The 521-nt window shown below is 39.3% G+C and carries 2 protein-coding genes; both read right to left on the minus strand.

Annotated features, from left to right (window positions below):
- A partial coding sequence (locus OUA97_RS23305) for a hypothetical protein (protein WP_267234453.1) occupies positions 1-209 on the minus strand: 209 nt, incomplete at its 3' end.
- On the minus strand, positions 209-521 hold a 313-nt coding region (locus OUA97_RS23310; RefSeq protein WP_267234454.1), incomplete at its 5' end, for a glycoside hydrolase family protein. The genes OUA97_RS23305 and OUA97_RS23310, both read right to left, overlap by 1 nt.

Raw genomic sequence — 521 nt, forward strand, 5'->3', positions numbered from 1 at the left:
GTTTTAATTGCATCCGCTTTCGCTTTTTCGGTTAGTGCTTCAGACTTTGCTAGATCCGTTTGATACTTTGCATCAAGTAATTCATAGTCACTTTGTATGCTCGATAAACGCAATGTTTGAACACCTAAACCAATTGAAGCAATCAAAAATAAAGCCATCAAAATACAAATGATGGCTTCATAAAATTTGGCTAAAAATACTTGCAACATTATTGTGCCTCCATACATTTGTCATAACGGCTTAATTGACGAACCCAAACACCATAACAATTATTGGATCGAATACTACAGTCACGCTTGGCTACATACTTCCACTTCAAAAGTGACTTACACGCTTTCACGTACTGCCCCGCTTTCAAATTGCGTAGCATTGAAGATGAGCGCCAATTTGCAGCACCGCAGTTGTATGTGAAGTCGAGATACACGTCATATTCCACTTGAGATAACTTCACACCAGGCATAGATTTACGGAAAGCCACTTCATCTTTTGAAACGTGTGCTTTTGCCCATTCCTGTGCTGTT

The sequence above is a fragment of the Phenylobacterium sp. 58.2.17 genome, from assembly GCF_026411515.1.
Taxonomy (GTDB): Bacteria; Pseudomonadota; Alphaproteobacteria; order Caulobacterales; family Caulobacteraceae; genus Phenylobacterium.